This is a genomic window from Leclercia sp. M50 (assembly GCF_037150775.1).
In the GTDB taxonomy this organism is placed as follows: domain Bacteria; phylum Pseudomonadota; class Gammaproteobacteria; order Enterobacterales; family Enterobacteriaceae; genus Enterobacter.
Genome location: NZ_JBBCPK010000021.1, coordinates 33,287 through 53,708, shown reverse-complemented (window position 1 = coordinate 53,708; position 20,422 = coordinate 33,287). Strand labels below are relative to the sequence as shown.

The following is a 20,422-nucleotide window of genomic DNA, read 5'->3' as shown; positions in this document are numbered from 1 at the left end:
ACAGAGCCTGGAAAGGGATCTCCTGGGGGCTGTAAAAGCCGGCATGGAGCGTTTTGTCGCTGCTCTGGTTGTGCCAGTAGTCCCGATCGCTCCTGGTCCTTCAATATCACCATTCCGCTGGATGGTTCGCTTGCCAGCCGTTCAGTGAGCTACACCACCTCGTCGGATAATCGCGGCTATACCTCGCACCAGGTGTCGATGTATGGCTCGGTGCCGAAGAGCCCGAATCTTTACTACGCCGTGCAGCAGGGCTACGCCAGCCAGGGGCAGGGGAGTAACAGCGGCGCATCCCTCGACTACCACGGCGGCTATGGGCAGGCGCAGCTGGGTTACCGACACGATCGCGACAGCAGCCAGCTCACCTGGGGAGCGTCGGGCTCCATCGTTGCGCACCCGCATGGCATCACATTGGGGCAGAGTCTGGGGGACAGCTTTGCCATCGTGCGTGCGCCGGGGGCGGTCAACGTGGCTGTTCAGAACGGCAGCAACGTTCATACCGACTGGCGGGGCTACGCTGTGGTGCCTGCGCTGACGGCCTGGCACAAAAACGTCATTACCCTTGATACCGAATCGATGACCAGCGACACCGACGTCGAGCAGTTCGGCGCGACGGTGATCCCCGGCGGTGGGGCGGTGGTCGAGGCAAACTTCCGGACCCATATCGGCCATCGCGTGCTGTTTACCCTGCATGACCAGTCGGGGCCAGTGCCGTTTGGCGCCAGCGCCCAGCTGGCTGGCGATCGCAACGCCGCCACCGGCATGGTGGCCGACGGCGGAACGGTCTACCTGAGCGGTATTCCCGATACCGGCACCCTGGAGGTGAACTGGAATGACAAAGGGGAAGCCCACCGCTGCACGCTGCCTTTCCACATCGCCGCCGACCGGCCGGATGCGGTGAAGCGTATTGAGGCAGCCTGTTTATCACAATGAGGATATTAACCATGCGGTTAGTCTGTTTACTTTTGACGGTTGCCGGGCTGTTCAGCCCTGGCGTATGGGCGGCAGCCTGCAATGGCGATACCGGCCAGATGACCATCAACGTTCAGAACATCAAGTATCTCCCTTCGCTGCGTAACAACACCCAGATGACCAGCATTATGGCCGACAGCGGCAGCGGGTTTCGTTTTAGCTGCGATCAGGAGGCCCGGCAGGCCGGGGCAATAGCGGTGAAATATGAACAGGAGCGCACCGGGAATGAGACCTTTATCAATGGCCGAATGGTTTTTGAGTCGGCCATTCCGGGTATCGGCTATGCCCTGGGCTTCCAGTGTAGCGGCGGGCCGATCCACTACCTGGACGGCTCCGGTATGCATGAGACGCAGGTCTGTAACAGCAGCGAAAACCCCGCGCTGCTGCACCAGGAACATATCGTGGTGAAGGCGTTTATTACCTTCTTTAAAACCGGCGACGTCAGCCTCGTCAGCGGCAACCACACCAACGCTTCGCCGTTGGGGGCGGTCGGTAAACTCTATGTCGATATTCCCGGCTCAGGCACAACCGGCACGCCCATCAGCGCCGACCTGACGGCGATGAACGTGGATATCGGCGCGGTGGGCAGTTGTAATGTCACCACCCCGACTATTTTTGTCGATTTAGGCAAGGTTAACCGCGCCGATTTTAAAGGGGTGGGGCAGACGGCGGGGACGGCGAAGAGATTGACCATTCCGGTCTATTGTTCGCAGCCAGCGCAGATCAAAATTGGCTTTTTTGGCACGCCAGCCGCCACCGGCATCACCGATACGCTGGCCATTACCCCGTCGCCGTCGAGCGCCAGCGGCGTGGGGGTCAGGCTGAGCTACGGCAATAATGGCGCCAGTGCGCCGGTCGCGGGCACTGCCCTGCACATCAACGAGGCCGGAAACCTGCCGGGTCTGGGACAGGTGACCGCGACAAATGCCGCCAGCGCCCAGCCTTTCCACTTTGTTGCCCAGCTGGTACAGACTGACCCGACCGTGACGGCGGGGTGGGCAAACACCACTGCCACCTTTGCGCTGGAGTATAACTAGCCTTCTGCGAACGGGCATCGGTTAATGCGTGCCCGTTTTACATCTTCCCGTCAGGCCTGCAAAATAGCGCTCTCACTTTTCGCTAAAGATCATAACGATGAAAAAATCCCTGCTCTGTATGCTCCTCGTTTGCCTGTCTGGTTCCGCTCTCGCCGCCACCCCGGAGGAGGCGCAGGTCGCGGAGGCGGTGAACCCCACCATGACCGCGTTGATGCACGACCAGTCGATCCCAGGCATGGCCGTTGCGGTCATCTATAAGGGACAGACCTATTTCTTCACGCAAGGGCTGGCGGATGTCGCCGGGAAAAAGCCCGTCACCCGGCAAACCTTGTTTGAGCTGGGCTCGGTGAGCAAAACCTTTACCGGGGTGCTCGGCGGCGATGCGGTGGCGCGCGGGGAGATTGCCCTCAACGATCCGGCCAGCGAGTACTGGCCCGCGCTGTCAGGCAAGCAGTGGCAGGGCATCAGCCTCCTCCATCTGGCGACCTACACCGCAGGGGGACTCCCGCTCCAGGTGCCGGAGAACGTGACCGATGCCGCAGCGCTGCAAACGTACTATCAGACCTGGCAGCCAGCATGGACGCCGGGTTCTAAACGCCTCTACGCCAACGCCAGCATCGGCCTGTTCGGCGCCCTGGCGGTCAAGCCCTCAAAGATGAGTTTCGAGCAGGCGCTCACCCGCCGGGTGCTGGAACCGTTGAAGCTGAGCCACACCTGGGTAACCGTACCGGCAAGCGAACAAGCGAACTATGCCTGGGGCTACCGGGACGGTAAGGCCGTGCACGTCTCGCCTGGGATGCTTGATGCCGAAGCCTACGGGGTAAAAACCTCTATCGTGGATATGGCAGGCTGGCTACAGGCCAACCTGCAACCGGACAGCATTAAAGACGCCTCATTGAAGAAAGGGGTGGAGATTGCCCAGTCACGCTACTGGCAGGTAGGCGAGATGTATCAGGGGCTGGGCTGGGAGATGCTCAACTGGCCGGTCTCCTCCCGGACGCTGGAGCAGGGGGCGGATAATAAATATGCCCTGGCTGCCCACGATGCCACGGCTATCGCGCCTCCACAGCCGCCGGTGCAAGCCTCATGGGTACATAAAACCGGCTCGACCGGCGGATTTGGCAGCTACATCGCCTTTATCCCGGAGAAGAACCTCGGCATTGTGATGCTGGCAAATAAAAGTTACCCCAACAGCGAGCGGGTCAAGGCTGCGTACCGCATTCTTGCAGCATTGCAGTAAGGTTTATGCCCTGAAAGGCCCGGCAAGCGTAGCGCTGCCGGGCCTGTAAAGTGGCAGAAACAAACTTCAACAGGTAAACGCCATCTCCTTTGCCAGCAGGAACGGACGCAGATAACCCACGGTATTCGACAGCGGGATCACCTCATCCGCCAGATTGATGTTTAACACCTCGCGAATGTACGCCCGGCGGCTGGCAATCCGCGCCCACAGTTCCGGGTACGCCGCCTGAATCTTCTCCTGCAAGGCCTGGTCCGCCAGAGCGACGCTCTCCTCAGCGCTCACGCCGGTATAGCCGGAAACAGAGGGGATGATATCGAGTTGCAGGATCATGCCGCTTTTTAGCGTCTCGGCAGAGCCCGGGTAAATGGGGGAGGACATCCACTCCTCGTCGGCGCTAAGGTGCCCGGGATTAAGATGCCAGCCATACTGCGCTTTATTAAGCACCTGTTCGATATGGGCATACAGCCCGCCGCCCGGCATGCCGATTTTAATCTGCTCAAGCCAGCTGGCGATGGCGGCAAAATAGGGTTTCGCCACCCGATCCAGATAATCTTTCTGGCCGTCCGGCAGCTCGCTCTCGTCAGCAATCACAAACCCGGTCCGGCTGGACAGCCCACCCTTAAACCCGGTGGTCAGCGACAGCGGCTGCCCGCGCACCAGCTTTTTATAGGTGGGGTAGAAGTTTGCCTTCTCAAAGCGCTGCCCGGCGGCGGCAATGGTCACCACCGTCTGATACTGCCCCTCTGCCGCCAGCCGTGCCCCCAGCTCGGTTTCGCGGATCCCCGGCTCCACTGCGTCCATGGCGTTCAGGATGCAAGTCGAGGCCAGGTTCGCGCCATATTCATAATGCGCGATTTCATTCTCGTTGTTGGTGATGCGGGCGCCGTTTTCGCCGCCGATAAACAGGTGTGTGGCGTTCTCAAGCGACGCATCGGTGCTGTTTTTCAGCGCCTCGACGATAAAATAAGGGAGATCGAAAAGCTGCCTGTTATCCGCTCCGGCTGCGGTAAACATCTTCCAGCCCACCACCCCGATTCGGTCATGCGCATGCAGACCCGCTTCGCGAAACAGCGACTCCAGCGAGGTTTCATTATCCATCGGCTGATTGGGCAGCGAGAAAAACGGGCAGTGTCTGAGGGTAACCGGAATGCGAGAATGGCGGGCCATCTTGAGATTTTCATTGCCGAGGATCGCCGTCGCCGCGCCGCTCTTTTCCAGAATCAGCAGACCCTCCTCAAAGCGCGGCACAAACCCGGTCAGATACTCAAAGTTGCTGCCATGCTCTTTGTCGGCATAGATCACCAGGGCATCATAGCCCGCCTCGTTGATGCGGGCCAGCACCCTGTTTTTGCGCTCAAGCAGGGTGGCATCGGTAAGCAATACCGGAGCCACATCGGTGAAAGTACGCGGAGCAGGAATAGTCTGCAGCTGGATCATGATTTCTCTCGTCATCAGAAGGCGGGTCAGGCGCTTTTTTGCGCATGAACCCGCACGGTGGAGGCAGGCGCGTTCATCAGCTTATTTGCCGGACGCACCGGGCGGCGCACCAGCTCCCCCTGGCAGTTAGGGCAGCGATGATTAAGGTGGGTGTCGGCGCAGGTCGCGCAGAAGGTGCACTCAAAGGAGCAGATCCGCGCGTCCAGATCATCAGGAGGCAGGTCACGATCGCACCATTCGCAGTTCGGGCGGAGTTCAAGCATGGTTCTTATCCTGTTGGGTTAGTGGCCTTTTTTACTATGCCAGAGAGTAAAAAAAGCCGCGACAGCATAATAGTAACGTGACGCGGGGAGCGTTAACTCCCCTGTTGCACGCTTCTGAAATCGTCAGGGGTATCGATATCAACAATAATTTCCGGGCGATCGAGGGCCACGCACTGGTGTTTGCCCTCCATCAGGGCCTGGCGCATGCTGCGGATAGCCGGACGGGAGATCGCCTGTTGCAGGCTGGCGCGATCAATCAAAACAGGGTGGCCGGGCGTACCGTGATAGTGCGGCAGGATCGCCCCCCCGGTGCGTAATGCCCAAAGTTGGCGGTAAATCTCCCCGTCCAGGCAGGGCAGATCGCCGGGGGTAATAAAACAGTAATCCGTGCTCACCGCCCGGGCACCGGTTATCACCGAACTGACCAGTCCGTTTTCATAATCGGGATTATGAACCAGGGTGACATTTTCCCGGTGCTGATATCGCGCCTGTAGCTCCTGGGCGCGAAAACCGGTGACGAGAATAATGCGCGAGCAAAACTGCAGGGCGTTGTTGATACTGGCATCCAGAAGGGTTCCCTCGCGCCAGGGTAACATCATTTTCCACGTCCCCATGCGGGAGGAGAGTCCTGCGGCAGTAATAATACAGTCGACCGGCATTGTCTTATCCCTTTATCAACGTGAGAGAAGGTAAAGAGAAAATATACCGCAAATTTCGGGATTTAACGCGCTGACCGTCGCCTGCTAAAACGCCCCTCTGAGCCAGAGGGGCGATCCGCGCAACCCTCAGCGCGTCAGGTAGCGGGGGGCGGGTTCGCCGGTGCGGGCGCTGGCAAACAGCGCCAGGCGCGCCTCTTCGTAGCGCGTCCACAGGGCTTCATCGTGCATCGGCGGGATAGTGATCAGCTCACCCTGGTCGGGCCCCGCCAGCGCCGCATCCACCATATTGTCGGTGGTCATCACCGACCCGGCGGGCAGATCGTCGGCGCTGATGCCGGACAGCTCCCAAATCTCCGTGGCCGTGGCTGCGGGCAATACCGCCTGGATACGCACCTGGCTGTCGGCAAACTCCTCCTGTAATCCGCGCGTAAAATTCAGCACCCAGGCTTTGGTGGCGCTGTACAGCGCGCTGCCCGCCCGGGCATGGATCGACAGTACCGAGGCGATATTAATCAGGGTACCGCGGTTGTTTTGCGCCAGACGCGGCAGCAGGGCATAAGTGAGACGCATCAGCGCCGTGGTGTTGAGCATATTGATCGCCTGATGCTGCGCCACATCTCCCGCGAGGAACGGCGCCATCTGCGCAGTACCGGCATTGTTGATCAGGGTGTCGATAGCGGCGTTGTTGCGCAACATCTCTTCCACGGCGCGGATCCCGCTTTTATCGGTAAGATCCGCCGTCAGGGGGGGGACCTTTACGCCATAGCGCTGCCTGAGCTGTTCCGCCAGCGCCAGCAGACGCGCCTCCCGGCGGGCCACCAGCACCAGATCGTAACCGCGAGCGGCGAGACGGTCGGCGTAGACCGCGCCAATGCCGGAAGATGCGCCTGTAATTAAAGCTGTTGAACGTTGCGTAGTCATTGTCGTACCTCGTAATGGGAGATAGTGGTTTTAATATGAAACTAAATAAACTGTGCGCCATTTGGTTTTATTATGCAACCAAGTCAGCGAATTTTTTTGATCCCTGCGTTGGGCGGTGGAGATGCGCGTCCGCAAAAGTGCGGTTTTACAGTAAAGTAAATAGACAAACTCACGATCCCACCGTCGGTCCGGAACGGTCTCTCTCAGGAAGGGTATGAAAAAGCTGTTGCTGGTTCTCTTTGTATTAACTGCATTTGCAGCGAACTCCATTCTTTGCCGCGTTGCCCTGAAGAACGGCCATGCCGATCCTGAAATCTTCAGCATGCTGAGATTACTGGGGGGAGCGGCAGTGCTGTTTGTCTGGCATCTGGCGCGGGGAAGGCTGCAAGAGATACGCTGGAAAATTATCGACGCCCTGCTGTTGTGCGCCTATGTCCTGTTTTTCTCGCTGGCGTATGTTCAGCTCAATACGGCGACAGGCGCATTGCTGCTGTTTGGCGCAGTCCAGGTCTGTATGATCGGCTGGAGCGTGGTAAAAGGCGAGAGACTGAGCGGCTATAAGGCCTGCGGGATCCTCATTGCCGTAGGGGGCATTATTACATTGCTGCTTCCTGGGGCGACCGCACCTCCGCTTGCGGCGGCCATTACGATGGTAGCCTCTGGCTTCGCGTGGGGCGCCTATTCGCTGCGCGGCAAAAATATCCAGGCTGCGGCGGGAACAACGAGCGGTAATTTCATCCTCAGCCTGCCGGTTATTCTCCTCCTGAGCCTGGTACGACAGGCGCCAGTCCATATTGACGCCAGCGGCATTACCCTGGCCCTGCTTTCCGGCGGGCTGGCATCTGGCGTTGCCTACGTGCTCTGGTATGCCCTGGTCACCACGCTCTCTTCAGCAACCGCCAGCACCCTGCAGCTGAGCGTTCCGTGTATCGCGGCGGCAGGCGGCGTGTTATTTCTTGGTGAGGTACCGGATCTGCGGATGTTGCTTTGCACGCTGGCGGTGCTGGCCGGAATAGCACTGGTTATCGCCGCTGATAACAAGAAGCGGCAGCAGCCGGAAAAAAACGGTTTCTGAACGGGAAGGAGGTCATCATTCTCCCGCTGTCATCTCGCTTCTACTGAGCAGAGATAAAAAATAAAACCTTTATATTCTTGTGTGTTTAATTGCATTATATAAGTGGGTAGATTATTTTTTGTACAGATTCAATAAAATTTGCTCTAAATGAAATAAATGTACAGACTTTAGTTAATCATTTTTATAAGAAGGAAAATTTAACTTATTGATTTTAATGATTTATTGTATAAACGGTTTTGTTGCTGCAATAATAGGCAAGGAGCATATATTAATAGCACGTTAACTAAATTATAATTCTTTCATATCCGGCAGATAGGTGAGGTTAGTATGCGGTTTATTGTCATGTTCTTAAGCGTTGTGGTTGCCACCCATGCCTGGGCAGGTGAACTGCCCAAACCCGCCGGTAAAGCCCTTTTAACCCTGTCCGGTAATATACAAAATACAAACGAAGACGGGAAAGCCGTTTTCGATGTCGCCAGCCTTGAGAAACTTGGGATGGTCAGTTTCCAGACTACTTCACCCTGGTATAATGGGCGCACAACCTTTACGGGCGTGCCGCTGCAAAAGCTTATGGATTACGTTGGGGCAAAAGGCACCGTTGCTAAGGTCATTGCGCTCAATGACTACACCACCGTTATCCCGCTCAGTGATTTTAAAAAATACAACGTTATCCTTGCCTTGAAAGTCAACGGTGAATACATGCGTATCCGTGACAAAGGCCCGTTATTCATTGTGTATCCCTATGACAGTCTGCACGAACTGAATAATCAAATTTATTATTCACGATCGGCATGGCAGGTCAGCAAAATGAATATTGAGTAGGAGTTCAGAAGCGCAACATGAACAGGATACTGGCGGGCATCATTTTTTTCCTTTTTATCTCTACGGGATATATCTCTTTCCTTGTGCACGAGAGGCAACAAGAGTTACAAAAACTGACGCACTATACGGACTCATGGTCTGCAGCTCAGCTGGTATCAGAATTTTATCGATTCGAATCAACGCTCGGTATTTACGCCAACGGTATTGACGCTTTGACGATTGACGACGTGCGCCTGCGTCTTGACATTATGCTCAGCCAGAGCGGTTTAATGAAAGAGGGTGATTTGGGGCGCTATATTGCCAGCAATAAAGCGCACCATGAACTGGCGGTAAATATAGAAAATATTCTCAAAGATCTGGACGCTAACCTTGAGAAAATGGACCGTCCAGCGCTCCAGACCTACCTGATTAAAATGCACCTGCTTGATGCCCCCTTAAGCCGCCTGTCATCCAGTGCGTTAGACAATGATATTAACTCGATCAATAAAGCTAATCTCAAAATACAAACGTTATATTATATTTATTCAGCGGCTTCTCTACTGTTAATCATTTTGAGTGCCATTCTTGGCGTGCTGATATTCTTCCAGAACAGAAATATTCTGACGGCGCATCTTCAGGTCAAAAGCCTTGCTGAAGAGCTGCAAAAATCTAAGGAGAAACTGCAAATCCAGAATACACAGCTGGAATATGACGTTTACCATGACTCGTTGACAGGCATGAATAACCGCCAGTTTTTCTGGGAAAATATAAAGAAAATCATTCAGGTGGCGGAAAAAAATAATGAATCTGTGACCGTCATGCTGTTTGATCTGGACCGCTTCAGGGAGATCAATGATACCTACGGTCATGATGTTGGCGATATGCTGCTGCGCCAGATCTCCGAACGCCTGATTGCCATGAGCCTGACGACCGATACCCTTTATCGCTTAGGCGGGGATGAGTTTGCCTTTCTCTCGAGCGGTTTGACAGAGAGTAGCGCCGTTTCGCGCGCGCAAAAAATATGTGCTTCTATCAACCAGCCGTACACCATTTATAACACCATCATTAATATCGCCACCTGTGTCGGCATTGTTATCTCGGACACGGAGCGCCGCTCCGACTTTCTCTATAAATTTGCCGATCTGGCCCTGTATGAAGCCAAAAAAGAGGGCCCCGGACAGATAAAAGTCTTCCGGCCAATCATGTTACAAAAGCTGCAGGAGAGCAGAACCCTTGAGCACGATCTGGCGATGGCCTTAGCGAATAAAGAATTCGTGGTTTATTATCAGCCCATTGTCGATTCGTTCAGCCGGGAAATTTACAGCTATGAAGCCCTTGTTCGCTGGGTGCATCCATTAAAGGGGCTTCTGTCGCCGGACAGCTTTATTCCCGTTGCGGAAAAGACAGGCATGATTAATGAGCTGGGAAGGTCGGTGCTTGAACTCGCCTGCCGGGAAGCGGCGACCTGGGCGGTTCCGGCAAAAATCTCGGTGAATGTTTCGCCTATCCAGCTCAGCAGCAAAGCCTTTGCCGGCATCGTGCTCTCCTTTCTCGAAGAGACAGGGCTTGCGGCCGATCGTCTGGAGCTGGAGGTGACGGATTCCTCTCTCTTTACCGATAACGATACTCCGCTCAATACCCTCAACACGCTCAGAGCCCGTGGCGTGCAAATCTCCATTGATGATTTTGGTACGGGGTATTCTTCCCTTTCGCGGCTGAGCAAGCTCGCCTTCGATAAAATTAAAATCGATAAATCCTTTGTCCATTCGATCTCTGACCAGGACGATGCCCTGACCATCATCAAACTGATTACCGGGATGGCGAAGTCCCTTAATATGAAGGCGGTTGCCGAAGGGGTCGAAACGCAGGAACAGCTGGAAAGTCTCCAGGCGCTGGGTTGCGATCTTGCCCAGGGTTATCTGTTTGGTAAACCGCAGCCGGGAATCGATGGCAGGATCCGCAACGGATAAATCGCGTGGCCGGATGAAGGTGTGGTGAAAAAAGAAAAAAACATAAATGCCCGTCAGGGCATTTATGTGTTAAAAAGCGATTAATGGAAGAACAGTGCAATCAGGATAATGATTGGAATAGGTACGCCTAAAAAGAAGAGTAATAGTGAGCGCATTTTAAACCTCCTGCTTAATTAAGAATTATAAATCACGTTGACGACCACCGAAGGTCGCACACAGGCTGGCAACGAAAGCACCGGCCAGTAGCGCAATAAATGTCCAGAGCATCAGATAGCTTGTGGTTTTACGTGCGGCATCAGCAGCTTGCTGCGCTTTCTCCTTCGTTTCTTTCAATTTAGCCTGGGCTTTGTCATAGGTGGTTTGTACACGCTGTTCAGCTTCTTGCTGACTGATACCGGTCTTTTGTGCAATCAGCTGGGCGACATACTGACGATCTTCCGGCGGTAAGGTACCGGTGGTAATGCTGTTGGCAAAAATACCGGTCACTTCACTTACCTGCGCAGGCGTTAATGGCTCAGCAGGTGCGGCTGGCGTGGCGGGAGCAGGTGCAGCGGTTGGATCAGCAGGATCGGTAGCACCGTTTGCCGGTGTGGCAGGGTTACTGGCCCTGAACATCGAATTCACAAAATAGTCCATGGATGAACCCGGCGCCTCAGACGCACTGTTCGCCATACCCGCCGCGCCAGCTGCTGTGGCTGTCGCAGCCCCGCCGGCAACGGTACCCACGACTTTAGCGCCGCCACCAATAAGGGCGCCCACGGTGCTTGTAAACAGCGCCGCAGAAACCAGTGCAGCGACAGCCCAGGTTAAAAACCCGTGGGCAGTATCGCGGAAGTAGACTTCATCGGTACGGGTATCGACCCATTTGGTGCGCAGTCGCCCGGCTAAATAGCCGCCCATGCCAGACGCCACGATTTGCGTGAACGTCAGCCAGGCGATGGCAGCAATGCCCACCGTGCCGGCGTCGAGCCCGCGGTTTTCCCAGGGTGAAATCGTTGTCAGGCCCAGCCCGGTACCCAGCATCAGCAAAATTAACGACAGGGATGCCGCTGCCGCTGCGCCGGCAAAGATGGCGCCCCATGATACGGCACTGCTGTTCGTCGTGGGCAGGGGCAGCCGCGAATCGGGATAGGTTGTGTTAACCGTGGCGTGTTCATGAATGTGAGTCATAGCTGTTGTCCTTTAATTAATCTTTGCGTTCGGAACCAGGAACTGATTGAAAAACAGGAAACATTATCAACGTGAACGTTTAAGCCCTTCAGGGACCGGATGATGTCATTTATAACGAGGAAGGCTGTAAAACTGACCGAAATAAAAAACAAAAATCAACGATCTAAGAATAGTTGATAATTTTGCGCCGGACGGCTTTTCAGCTTTAAAAATCCGTTACCGCTTCGGATAACGGATTTTATAATAAGTCTTGTCGTCGTCAGGCGCGTCAAAATAAAGGCAACAGAATTAGGCTACGCCGGTACCGCCGTCAGAGCACCAGACCTGACCGGAAGCATAGGAACACTCTTCAGATGCCAGCAGAACATAGAGCGGCGCAATCTCCACGGGCTGACCCGGTCTGCCCAGCGGCGTATCTGCCCCGAACTGCTGCACCTTCTCCTGCGGCTGACCACCGCTTGACTGCAACGGCGTCCAGTAAGGGCCCGGCGCCACGGCATTCACGCGGATCCCTTTCGGCCCAAGCTGTTTTGCCAGTGATTTGGTAAACGCCACGTTACAGGCTTTAGTCTGGGCGTAATCGAGCAGGATTTCGCTGGGCTTAAAGGCCTGAACCGAAGAGGTATTGATAATCACCGCGCCTTCCGTCAGGTGACGCAGGGCGGCGCGGGTGATCCAGAAGGGGGCATAAACGTTGGTTTTGAAGGTCGCGTCGAAAGCGGCGGTGGTCAGATCTTCAATGGATTCGCAGAACTGCTGTCTACCCGCATTGTTGACAAGAATATCGAGCCCGCCGAGCTCCGTCACGGCGCGCTCAACCAGTGTCTCACAGAACGACTCCACCCGAATATCACCCGGGATCGCGACGGCTTTGCGTCCTTCCGCCTGAATCAGGGCAATAACGGCTGCCGCATCGGACTCCTCTTCCGGCAGATAGCCTATGGCCACGTCTGCCCCTTCACGGGCGTAGGCAATCGCCACCGCGCGACCAATCCCGGAATCGCCGCCGGTAATCAGCGCTTTTTTACCAGAAAGTCTGCCCGAGCCGGTATAACTCGTCTCGCCATGATCGGGGATTGGCTTCATCTCTGACGCCAGTCCGGGCATTTGCTGCGGCTGTTCCACAAACGGGGGTTGTGGGTAGTTTTTTGAAGTGGTGTTTCCTGATGTCATCCCGACCTCCTTTATCAATGAATTTAAAGCGTAGCCACTGTGACGGAACGCACCTTTCTGGAAGGGATAATTCAGATTATTCTTCTTCTGGATATATTTTTGATTTTATCTTCACTTTGTAAGGCTATTAAACACGCGCCCCCTTTTTTGGCTGCAAGCATGAGGGCGGATGAGATTATTTCTGCGGTTGTTTACGGGTAATACCGGAAATGAAGCGTCTGAGATGTTTTTTGGGTGAGCGCCTGCGTGTGGCGTTGGTTTTTGCCGGATCGACTACGACCTTATTCGCTTCCGGGAGGATCGGCTTTTGGCTGCCCGAGCGATATTGCCAGAGGGCGCCTGAATCGCCATGAATAAACAACGCGCATGACAGGAGGAGGGGAAATAAGATCTTCTTCATCGTCTTTAGCCTCTCTCCTGAACGAGCATGTAAGCAGGGCAGAGTTTCCGGCGATCCTCTGCCCGCTGTGCTACGTTATTTCTCTATCATCTGGATAATCTGATCCCGGTTGATCGCATGTTCATTTCCCGCGATATCTTCATAAGTAATGAGGCCATTATCATCATCAACTTCGGGTTTGCCGTGAGTAATAATCATCTCACCATTTTTCTTCTGTAAAACATAATCGCTTGAACATCCGGCGACGGTGAGGCTCAATAGCACCAGGCTAATGACAGCCACAACTTTCTTCATTACAACTCCTTATTTACTCAAGCCTGTCACAGGCACAATGATGCCGCACGCTAGTTAATTTGCGTCAGAAGCAGTGCAGCATAAATCACGAACATGAAAAAGAGCGTACCGATAACGACGCGGCGTTCGAAAACCAAACTATTTTTTTCAGAACTCTTCTCTGGTTTATTTAACATGATTACCTCTTTTCGTTAGCCCACCATTACCCTTGAAACCCTTACCGGTAGGTTATATTTGTGGGTATGTTGTAAGAAGTTTTCTACTTGTGCAGCAGAGTCGTTCCATTCGTAGGCCTTATTAAGTAAGGCATATTTCCCGGTGCCAAAACAATGGTAGGGAAGTAATTCGATAAATTTGAACGCAGGGCGGTGCCAGGTCAGGGAATGTATCAGCATGAACAATTTTTCAACCTGTTCGGGGCTATCGTTAAAGTCTGGAATAACGGGGATACGGATAACGATCTGTCGATCTCCCTGCAATAATCTTTCAAGGTTACGCAGGATGATCTTATTACTCACCCCGGTATAGCGTTTATGCTGCTCGTCATCGGCGCTTTTCAGGTCAAAGAGAATCAGATCGCAAACCGATGCGATCTGTTTAACGGCGCGCCACGGGGCGTACCCGGCGGTTTCAATTGCCGTGTGAATATCCTCTGCGCTAATTTTTTGCATGAGTTGTCTGGCAAACTCGGGCTGAGTGCACACTTCACCCCCGCTGAGGGTGATGCCGCCCCCAGATTGACGAAACCAGGTTTCATCCGCCATGACGCGGTTAAAAACGGCCTCTGAGGTCAGTTTTTCCCCTGTCACATTAAGTGCACCAGCCGGGCAGCACTCTTCGCATCGCCTGCAACCCTGACACTGACGCGAGCGATCAAGCGTGTGCACACCGTCCACCCAACGATGTACGCCGGCCGGGCAGTGCAGGGCACATTTTCCACAGTGAAGGCAGCGCTCAGCATGCCAGAAGATCTCGCAGCCAGGGTTGAGCCCTTCCGGGTTGGCGCACCAGCGGCAGCGCATCTGGCAGCCTTTCAGAAACACAACGCTGCGAATACCCGGTCCGTCATGCAGCGAAAACCGCTGAATATGTGTTATCCAGCCGGATGCCGGCTCAGAAGCGACGTTGAGTGGTTCGGCTGATGATCTCATCCTGCACCTCTTTACTTAATTCAACGAAAAAGGCGCTGTATCCTGCGACACGGATCATCAGGTTGCGGTACTCCGCCGGGTTTTGCTGCGCCTTCAGCAGCGTTTCATCATCCAGGTAGCTGAACTGCAACTGGGCATTTCCCAGGATACTGGCTGTCCGCAGCAGATGGATAAGGCTGTTTTGCCCTTCCGGCGTTTCCAGCATGCCGTACATAAGCTTGATGTTATGGACCATGCCGATATCCATCTCTTCAACATTGATTCGGCTGACCGAGTTGATGATCGCGGTGGGGCCCAGATAATCTGTCTGCTGGGCAGGGCTTATTCCATCCGCCAGCGGCTTGCCCGCAAGGCGACCGGATGGAAGGGCGCCGGTTATTAGCCCGAACGGCGTATTGTTCGAGATGGAGAGCGTGCCGAATGCAAAAGGTGCATACAGCATCCGATACTGACGATGCTCCTTTTCCAGAAAGTGCACGCTTTCACGGGCCATCTCATCCACGTCGGCAATGTCGTTACCGTATTTCGGCACCCGCAGGCATGCAGTAAGGAGCGCCTCATAACCGACAAAATTATGGTCGAGCGCGTCAACAAGCTCTTGCAGCGTGAAGCGGGAGGTTTCAAATACCAGCCTCCTGATGACCATCAGAGAGTTCACGAAGTCGGCAAGCCCCGTCCAGATAAGACCCGGCCCCGCATTCAGAAACGCGCCGCCCTGGGTGACATCCTTCGCGGTGGTCATACAGCCCTCGATGAGGCTCGACATCAGCGGTTTTCTGGCATGATCCGCATGCAGTTTTTGTACGATGAGCGTGACCTGCGCGGCCTTTCTGACCATAGCGGATAACTGGGCCATAACCGCACGTTTGACATCTTCATAGCAGTGGAACTGCGACACCTCGCCGGTGCGGGGGCCTGTCTGCTTCCCGGCGCGCGAGCGGCCGTTATGCAGCGCCATCTCGATCGCTGCGGTGAAGGTGGTATAACCCACCGAGGTCCACTGGTACATTTTCCCCGCTTTCTGTGGCTCGATGCAGCCCATCAGACAGTAGTCCCGGGCATCTTCATAGCTGAACCCTTTATGCAGCATCATGCGAATATGCGCATCGTCGAAATGGCACGCCGGAAACCCCATTCCGCCGCGCACCACATCCACCACCTTACGCATAAAGGACTGCGGCGACTGATTGTGAATTCGCACGGCCAGGCCCGGTTGATAAATTTTTAATCGCGCGGAGCAGTCCATAATGAGCAGCGTGAGCGGATTGGTGGCATCGCCGCCTTCACGCTTCTGCCCGCCGACCACGAGGTTGATAAAGGGCTGATACCCGGCGAAGTACATCGCCGTCGATTCGCTGCAAATCCACAGGGTTTCCGCCATCTTAATCAGCCAGCAGCAAAGCAGCTCTTCAGCCTGGGCATGCGTTAAGGTTCCGTCCCTGAGATCGCGCTCCAGCAACGGCCAGAGATATTGATCGACGCGGCCAAGGGAGATCCCGGTCTGATTCTCTTCCAGCATAAACAGCGAATGCACGAACCAGATAGCCTGCAGGGCATCGTAAAAATGCTGCGGAGGATGTTCAGGGACACGCTCGCAAATCGTGGCAATCTGTAGCAGTTCTTCCCGGCGAAGGGGGCGGGTCTCGGCCCCGGCCAGCTGGCGCAGATAACGCGCATAGCGCCGGGTGTAAGCCATCACGCCGTCACAGGCGTGCTGCACGGCGGTATAAAAATTAAACGCCTCGATGCCGTCGGAGGTGGCGGGATCGAGGGCGGCCAGGTGCGCGGCTGCCTCATCCCGTATTCCCTTTATCCCTTTGGTCAGCAGAATATTGTCGTAGCCCGGGCAAGCGTCACCGCCGCCGTTTTGGGTTTTAATCGTGACGTCGCATATCGCATCGTCATGACACCACTCCCACAGCCCGACGGTTTTTAGCTGCGTCTCCGCCATCTCATCCAGAGAGCGGCCTTGCCAGTAAGGAAATACCTCTTCCCGCAGGAGACGTTTCGTCTCGTCGTCAATCTGGTAGGGATCCTGGGCCCGGAAAGGGAGGTTATCCAGCTCGTCGGCCACCCAGCGCCAGCTTATTTCCGGCGAAACTTCACCCCCGCGCGCGCCGCCCGCAGGGTGGCTGACGATAAGCTCGTTTTCGGCGACATATAAAGGCGCGTTCTCGCAGGCATGACGAAACGCTAACGCCCTGAGCAGAATATTATCCATTCCCGGATTGGCCTGATAAACCCGGGTGACGCTAAGGGCACGATGGGCAGAAATAAAGGGCTTCGCCTGTAAAAAGGCGTCGCGCAGCCGTTCCACACGCGATGGAAGGGGTTTGCTATTCATACTGTCGATCCTTTAAAACGCAATCACGATGAGTCCGGCGACGATACAGCCGATCCCCACCTTTTCCAGGGCGCTGCTGCGCAGTTGATAAAAGATGCTGCTCAGGAGTGAAATCATCACAATGCCGGTTCCTGACCAGGCCGCATAGGCGACAACCGGTGAAATCCAGCCCATCAGCATCGACAGGGCAAAAAAGGCTGTCGCGTAACAGATCAGGCAGAGAACCGTTATCAGCGTATTTTTGAATGTATTGGTTTGCGGCAGCATTAAGGTGGCAATCACTTCCATTGAGACGGAAATAAAAAGCCAGAAAAAGCCAAATAAAATATTCACCATTTAAAACCACACTGTTATCTTTTTTGTTTGATAGCAAGGTTGAGAATTAATGTGCCAATAATAACCATGCACACACCTATCCACGAATCCTGTGTCAGGGTGAAATCAAAGTAACGGGTTTGTATAAAGGTAATACTAATGATCCCGACCGCAGACCAGATAGCATAGGCCACACCTATATGAATCCTCCTCAGGGCGAGAGATAAAAAATAGTAGCTAACGCCATAACAGATAATGGCCAGCACGCCAGCGGAGATAATTTTAAAACTGTCAGAAAGCGATAATAATGTTGTCGCGACGATTTCAATGGATACGGCAGCAATAAGCGCAGTAACGCATCTGGTTAAAGTCATTGGATTATCCTTGGTTATAAGTCACCAATAGTGTTTGTTTGGTTCAGGTAACAGGAAGCCGGGCAGAATTTAATCCGCTTATTCTATTCTCGGTGAATTAAATAAATACTTTTAAATAGCTCTGTTTAAATAATAAATATCCCCTCAATGACCAGACAGGCCTCGCCCGTAAGCGCCACGCGGCCCGTATCGTTAATATGGCAGATCAACTCTCCTTTACGGCTGCCGCCCTGTTGCGCATGGAGCGTTTTTTTCGCCAGCTTGTCGCTCCACAGCGGGGCCAGAAAGGTATGCGCCGAGCCGGTAACGGGATCTTCATTGACGCCCACCTGGGGCCCAAACCAGCGGGAGCGAAAATCAAACTGACAAGAAGGCGCCGTCACGACCACGCCGCGGGTGTTGAATTTCGCCAGGGCGGTGAAATCTGGCGTTAAGCCGTCGAGTTGCGCTTCGTCATCCATGACCACGATCAGATCGGAGGCCTGCCAGATTTCAGTCGCCCCGGCAACGATGCCAAGTGCTGACAAAAGCCCGTCCGGGGCCGCAATCCTGCGGGGGGTGACGAGGGGAAAATCCATCGTGAACTTTCCGTTATCAGAGGTAACGGTCAGCTCACCGCTGCGGGTGGAAAAACGAACCGTCTTGCCCGACTCTTCATGGCGCAGAAGCACGCTGGCTGCGGCAAGCGTCGCATGACCGCAAAGGTCGACTTCAACGGCAGGGGTAAACCAGCGAAGGGCGTAATCGTGACCCTGCTTAACAACAAACGCCGTTTCGGAGAGATTATTCTCGCTGGCTATACGCTGTAACAGCGCATCCTCCGGCCACGCTTCCAGCAGACAAACCGCTGCGGGATTACCCGTAAACGGCCCCTGAGAGAAAGCATCCACCTGGTAAAAAGGAATGCGTTGCGGATAACTATTTTTCATTCATCACCTCAAGATCGTTATAAACCGTATAACGTGTCACACCCAGCGCCTGGGCCGCATGTTGCACGCCCCCCCTCATTTTAAAAATGCCTTTATCGCGCATCTCCGCAACGATTTTAAGGCGTTGCGTTTTCTGAATTTTCTTTCCGGTAACGGTATGTTTTTCAATAATTTCCTGAATTGATTGCTCAACAAGGCCACCCAGGTTGAGATCGGCTCCATCCGTTTCGGCAGGCGCGGTGGCCATGATGATGTCGAGACTTTTGCGAATGTGTTCATACGGCGAGGTGTCGACATTAATGCAGAAAGCCATCAGCGGATGGCCGTCATCGCTGTAGTAGATGGTGGAGGCGCTGTTGAGGATCTTCTCCGAGGCGGTCACAGTTTTATAATCTTTAACCGTCAAGGACTTACGTCCCTCGTTTTTACCGAGCAACAGGGCAAATCCCTTATCTTTCTCGGGGCCAGATAACAGGTGGTCGCCTTTACGTCTGCCGCTGACATGCCCGTTAATGATTTTGACGATCGAGCATTCGGGCGTGGTGAGATTGTGTAAAACGGCTTCCTGATTGGCGGAGAGCGTACCCGCCAGCGCCTCCATGGCGGCTTCCAGTGGCCCGGAAATTAGCTCAATCTGTTCTGCATATTCTGACTTCATCATTTTTCCTTCGTCTGGGTCATTGTCAGGGCCACGAGTTTACCATTTGCCACCCGAACCTTCGCCTCTGTAGGGGAGAATGGGCTGGCAGTCTTAAATTATACTCATAATGTTTAATTATCAACAAAAAGTTGATTTGTGGTTTTTGCAGGGGTAAATTCACCGTCACTGATGGCGGGCTTCTTTACCGGGAGCCTCTGAAAAGTGGGAACTATTATGAAAATCATTGGACTGATAGCGTTAGCGGGTATCCTGACGGCGTGCAGTGTTATCCATCCCTTTGGTGATGCGACGGTGTATCAGGTCTATTCGGTCTCTTCTCACCCGGGGCTGGTGGGACGCTACCACTGTATGCGGGATGCCTTGTCGGCAGAGGGCTATGGCGTTGAGGTGATTTATCCTGAGGCGGATACCCCTAACTTTTTTGATATCAGCAAAGCGCAGCAGCGGATCGCTCAGGTAGATATGTATCATGTGCGCGGGTCAGAAGAGATCAGTATCACGCTCATTGCCGGGGCAAAAACAGATCTCCGTACCCTGGATGGCATCATGCAACCCTGTATAAGGCGGTAACAGGCTGAGGGGAAACGCTAATAATGATGGGGCAATATGTTAGGATAAATAATCAGGCGCTAATAAGAGAGAGGGAGAGGCATGATAAGAAAAAACAGGATCGTTGTGGAATATTCATTATCAGCCCTGGAGCGTACTAAAGCGGGCAAGCTCATCAACGATCATAAAAAAGAACACCTCAAACCTTACGGTTCTCTTTTTCTCATTCATAAGGCTGCGGTCTCTGTTTTAGCGGTGGCGGCCTTATTTAATTTTATCACCCTGTTGCAGTTAAGCCTGCAAACCGCCCCCGACGGTGATTTTCTCGCCAGAGCAAAAATGTTCAGTATCGCGCTGCTCGTGCTGTTTGGCGTCGCGTTGGCGCTGTTCAAACTCTATGATGTAGTTATGAATAAGGTCATGCAAAAGCAGCAGCAGGCTGAGCAGGAAGACGAGGATACTTTACAGAAAGTGAAGCTCAACCGCTTTTTTATTGAAAATATCACTAACACCGCCAGCGTTAAAATCTATTGGGAAAAAGTGAAGGAAAGCTACAGAAAAGGGGGTTTTATTTTTATCCATATGCGGAGTGATAATTGTGTGGTGATACCTGAGAGAGTATTTGCCTCAGCAAACGAAGCCGCGGATGTGTTTGACTTTATCAATGAGCAGATAGCGCAAAATAGATAA

21 protein-coding genes and 1 pseudogene are annotated in these 20,422 nt (G+C 53.9%); 8 read left to right on the top strand and 14 right to left on the bottom strand.

The genetic code is table 11. From position 1 onward, the window contains the following. From WFM46_RS07545 to ampC, 3 genes and pseudogenes are all read left to right on the top strand, one after another. Positions 1-930, top strand: a pseudogene (locus WFM46_RS07545) (fimbria/pilus outer membrane usher protein); the annotation flags it as partial. Between the two features lie 11 nt (positions 931-941). After that, positions 942-2,006 (top strand): fimbrial protein, encoded by a 1,065-nt coding sequence (locus WFM46_RS07540; protein ID WP_159339184.1) that lies wholly within the window; start codon positions 942-944, stop codon positions 2,004-2,006. A gap of 97 nt (positions 2,007-2,103) precedes the next feature. Further along, positions 2,104-3,246, top strand: a complete 1,143-nt coding sequence (ampC, locus tag WFM46_RS07535) for a CMY2/MIR/ACT/EC family class C beta-lactamase (RefSeq protein ID WP_336997361.1) — start codon at positions 2,104-2,106, stop codon at positions 3,244-3,246. A gap of 66 nt (positions 3,247-3,312) precedes the next feature. On the opposite strand, the gene WFM46_RS07530 is transcribed toward ampC, so the two are convergent. From WFM46_RS07530 to WFM46_RS07515, 4 genes are all read right to left on the bottom strand, one after another. Further along, a complete protein-coding gene (locus WFM46_RS07530; protein ID WP_336997360.1) occupies positions 3,313-4,683 on the bottom strand; it encodes a M24 family metallopeptidase in 1,371 nt (456 codons plus the stop codon). A 26-nt stretch (positions 4,684-4,709) separates the two neighbouring features. Next, positions 4,710-4,946 carry a DUF1272 domain-containing protein gene (locus WFM46_RS07525; RefSeq protein ID WP_103178985.1) on the bottom strand — a complete coding sequence of 79 codons (237 nt, stop codon included), beginning with the start codon at positions 4,944-4,946 and terminating at the stop codon, positions 4,710-4,712. A 92-nt stretch (positions 4,947-5,038) separates the two neighbouring features. Beyond that, positions 5,039-5,605, bottom strand: a complete 567-nt coding sequence (locus WFM46_RS07520; protein ID WP_156654239.1) for an NTP transferase domain-containing protein — start codon at positions 5,603-5,605, stop codon at positions 5,039-5,041. 126 nt (positions 5,606-5,731) lie between these two features. Then, a complete protein-coding gene (locus WFM46_RS07515; protein ID WP_336997359.1) occupies positions 5,732-6,526 on the bottom strand; it encodes an SDR family NAD(P)-dependent oxidoreductase in 795 nt (264 codons plus the stop codon). A 214-nt stretch (positions 6,527-6,740) separates the two neighbouring features. On the opposite strand from WFM46_RS07515, the gene WFM46_RS07510 reads away from it, so the two are divergent. From WFM46_RS07510 to WFM46_RS07500, 3 genes are all read left to right on the top strand, one after another. After that, complete coding sequence (locus tag WFM46_RS07510) at positions 6,741-7,601, top strand: DMT family transporter (RefSeq protein WP_336997358.1); 861 nt, start codon at positions 6,741-6,743, stop codon at positions 7,599-7,601. Positions 7,602-7,928: 327 nt separating this feature from the next. After that, positions 7,929-8,423, top strand: coding sequence for a molybdopterin-dependent oxidoreductase (locus WFM46_RS07505; RefSeq protein ID WP_103178989.1), 495 nt, complete (start codon positions 7,929-7,931; stop codon positions 8,421-8,423). A gap of 17 nt (positions 8,424-8,440) precedes the next feature. Further along, complete coding sequence (locus tag WFM46_RS07500; RefSeq protein WP_336997357.1) at positions 8,441-10,372, top strand: putative bifunctional diguanylate cyclase/phosphodiesterase; 1,932 nt, start codon at positions 8,441-8,443, stop codon at positions 10,370-10,372. A gap of 180 nt (positions 10,373-10,552) precedes the next feature. On the opposite strand, the gene WFM46_RS07495 is transcribed toward WFM46_RS07500, so the two are convergent. The 10 genes from WFM46_RS07495 to WFM46_RS07450 form a co-directional block, all read right to left on the bottom strand. After that, positions 10,553-11,542, bottom strand: a complete 990-nt coding sequence (locus tag WFM46_RS07495) for a hypothetical protein (RefSeq protein WP_336997356.1) — start codon at positions 11,540-11,542, stop codon at positions 10,553-10,555. Between the two features lie 288 nt (positions 11,543-11,830). Next, entirely contained in the window at positions 11,831-12,715 is an 885-nt protein-coding gene (locus tag WFM46_RS07490; protein WP_103178992.1) for an SDR family oxidoreductase, read from the bottom strand. A gap of 175 nt (positions 12,716-12,890) precedes the next feature. Beyond that, positions 12,891-13,115, bottom strand: coding sequence for a hypothetical protein (locus WFM46_RS07485; RefSeq protein WP_336997355.1), 225 nt, complete (start codon positions 13,113-13,115; stop codon positions 12,891-12,893). Between the two features lie 75 nt (positions 13,116-13,190). Next, a complete protein-coding gene (locus WFM46_RS07480) occupies positions 13,191-13,409 on the bottom strand; it encodes a YgdI/YgdR family lipoprotein (protein ID WP_103178994.1) in 219 nt (72 codons plus the stop codon). Between the two features lie 191 nt (positions 13,410-13,600). Next, positions 13,601-14,560 carry a glycyl-radical enzyme activating protein gene (locus WFM46_RS07475; protein WP_336997354.1) on the bottom strand — a complete coding sequence of 320 codons (960 nt, stop codon included), beginning with the start codon at positions 14,558-14,560 and terminating at the stop codon, positions 13,601-13,603. Beyond that, positions 14,523-16,904, bottom strand: coding sequence for a choline trimethylamine-lyase (gene cutC, locus WFM46_RS07470; RefSeq protein WP_336997353.1), 2,382 nt, complete (start codon positions 16,902-16,904; stop codon positions 14,523-14,525). The genes WFM46_RS07475 and cutC overlap by 38 nt, the downstream gene beginning before the upstream one ends. A 12-nt stretch (positions 16,905-16,916) precedes the next feature. Further along, positions 16,917-17,240 carry a DMT family transporter gene (locus WFM46_RS07465; protein ID WP_336997352.1) on the bottom strand — a complete coding sequence of 108 codons (324 nt, stop codon included), beginning with the start codon at positions 17,238-17,240 and terminating at the stop codon, positions 16,917-16,919. A gap of 14 nt (positions 17,241-17,254) precedes the next feature. Beyond that, positions 17,255-17,593: a DMT family transporter gene (locus tag WFM46_RS07460; RefSeq protein WP_103178998.1), complete on the bottom strand. Its 339-nt coding sequence runs from the start codon at positions 17,591-17,593 to the stop codon at positions 17,255-17,257. Positions 17,594-17,718: 125 nt separating this feature from the next. Then, the gene (locus WFM46_RS07455; RefSeq protein WP_336997351.1) at positions 17,719-18,522 is read right to left on the bottom strand and encodes a PhzF family phenazine biosynthesis protein; all 804 of its coding nucleotides are present in this window, start codon (positions 18,520-18,522) and stop codon (positions 17,719-17,721) included. Beyond that, positions 18,512-19,183: a helix-turn-helix transcriptional regulator gene (locus WFM46_RS07450; RefSeq protein ID WP_336997350.1), complete on the bottom strand. Its 672-nt coding sequence runs from the start codon at positions 19,181-19,183 to the stop codon at positions 18,512-18,514. Before WFM46_RS07450 ends, WFM46_RS07455 begins: the two co-directional genes overlap by 11 nt. Before the next feature lie 213 nt (positions 19,184-19,396). On the opposite strand from WFM46_RS07450, the gene WFM46_RS07445 reads away from it, so the two are divergent. After that, positions 19,397-19,753, top strand: coding sequence for a hypothetical protein (locus WFM46_RS07445; RefSeq protein WP_336997349.1), 357 nt, complete (start codon positions 19,397-19,399; stop codon positions 19,751-19,753). A 105-nt stretch (positions 19,754-19,858) separates the two neighbouring features. Continuing rightward, positions 19,859-20,422, top strand: a complete 564-nt coding sequence (locus WFM46_RS07440) for a YcxB family protein (RefSeq protein WP_336997348.1) — start codon at positions 19,859-19,861, stop codon at positions 20,420-20,422.